Origin of the sequence: Sinomonas sp. G460-2, assembly GCF_047759905.1 — a bacterium.
Taxonomy (GTDB): domain Bacteria; phylum Actinomycetota; class Actinomycetes; order Actinomycetales; family Micrococcaceae; genus Sinomonas.
This window is the reverse complement of the sequence record NZ_JBKZWT010000552.1, coordinates 1-1209: the sequence shown is the minus strand read 5'-3', so window position 1 is coordinate 1209 and position 1209 is coordinate 1. Positions and strand designations below refer to the sequence as shown.

1 protein-coding gene is annotated in these 1209 nt (G+C 73.7%); it reads right to left on the bottom strand.

Features of this window, described 5'->3' with window-relative positions; all coding sequences use genetic code 11:
* On the bottom strand, positions 1 to 1013 hold a 1013-nt coding region (locus ACLN58_RS22370), incomplete at its 3' end, for an IS110 family transposase (RefSeq protein ID WP_415857402.1).
* Positions 1014 to 1209 lie beyond the last annotated feature (196 nt).

The window sequence follows — 1209 nt, the reverse complement described above, 5'->3', positions numbered from 1 at the left end:
GTTCGGAGGGCGCGGTAGACGGCTTTGGCGATCTGGCGTTTGAGGCAGCGGAGGGCTTCCCTGGTGCCGTCTCCGGTGCTGCGGCGGCGTTGGTAGTAGTCCTTCCCGGGGCCCTCGAGGCGGGTCTGGGTGACGGCGATGCGGTGCAGGGCGGCGTTGAGCTGCCTGTTCCCGCCCCGGTTCAGCCGCACCCGGCCCGCGGTGTTGCCCGACCAGACCGGGATCGGGGCGCAGCCGGCGAACATGGCGTAGCAGGCCTCGGAGCGGAACCGGGTGATCCCGGCGGTCTCGCCGAGGATCTTGGCCGCGCTGAGCGGCCCGCAGCCGGGTATGGCCAGCAGGGCGGGGGCGCAGGCTCGCACGGCGGCGCCGATGCGGGCGGCAAGAGCGTCGACCTTCGCGCTGAGCCGGTCGATGTCGGCCAGGATCTCCGCGGCGAGCTCGGCGACCAGCCCGCCCAGGGTTCCCAGCCACTGGGCCAGCCCGGCGCGGACGGCGGGGCGGGCGATCTCGGCGCGGGAGGGGTCCCGGGCCGGGTCGAGCTCGAGCAGGTGCCAGCGCAGCCGGTTCACCGCCCGGGTGCGTTCGGCCACGAGGTCATCGCGGCGGTCTGTGAGCAGCTTCAGCTCCCGGGCGGCACCGGCCGGGGACGCTTCGGGCAGGTCGGGCTCACGCAGGACGGCGCGGGCGACGGCGAGGGCGTCGATCGGGTCGGACTTGCCGCGGGTGCGGGCCGAGGCTCGCACCCGCGCGGTGAGCCTGGTGGGCACGTGCACGAAGCGCTCCCCGGCGGCGAGCAGGTCGCGCTCGAGCAGGACGGTCATGTTGCGGCAGTCCTCCAGCCCCCAGAGCCGCTCCCGGCCTCCGAAGGCGTCCCTGGCCCAGCGGATGGCCGCCTCGTGCCCGGCGGCCGTGGCCGGGACCGTGATCCCGCCCAGGCGGCGCCCGTTGGCGTCGGCGGCCTCGAACGTGTGGGACTTCTTGTGGACGTCTGCGCCCAGAACAACCACCATGGTGAGTGCCTTCCTTTCCGGATCCACGGAGGGGATTGGTCGGGCCGGTCGGCGGACAGACCTCAGTCGAGGGGTTCCAAGCTCCTATCAAGTCACGCCGGCCGGTCCTTCGCACCCGGAGCCGGCAGAACTTTGGCAAGCCAGCCCCTGACGGGGGGCGGCCGTCACCTCCAGAGCCAGACACCGGATGCGAAGG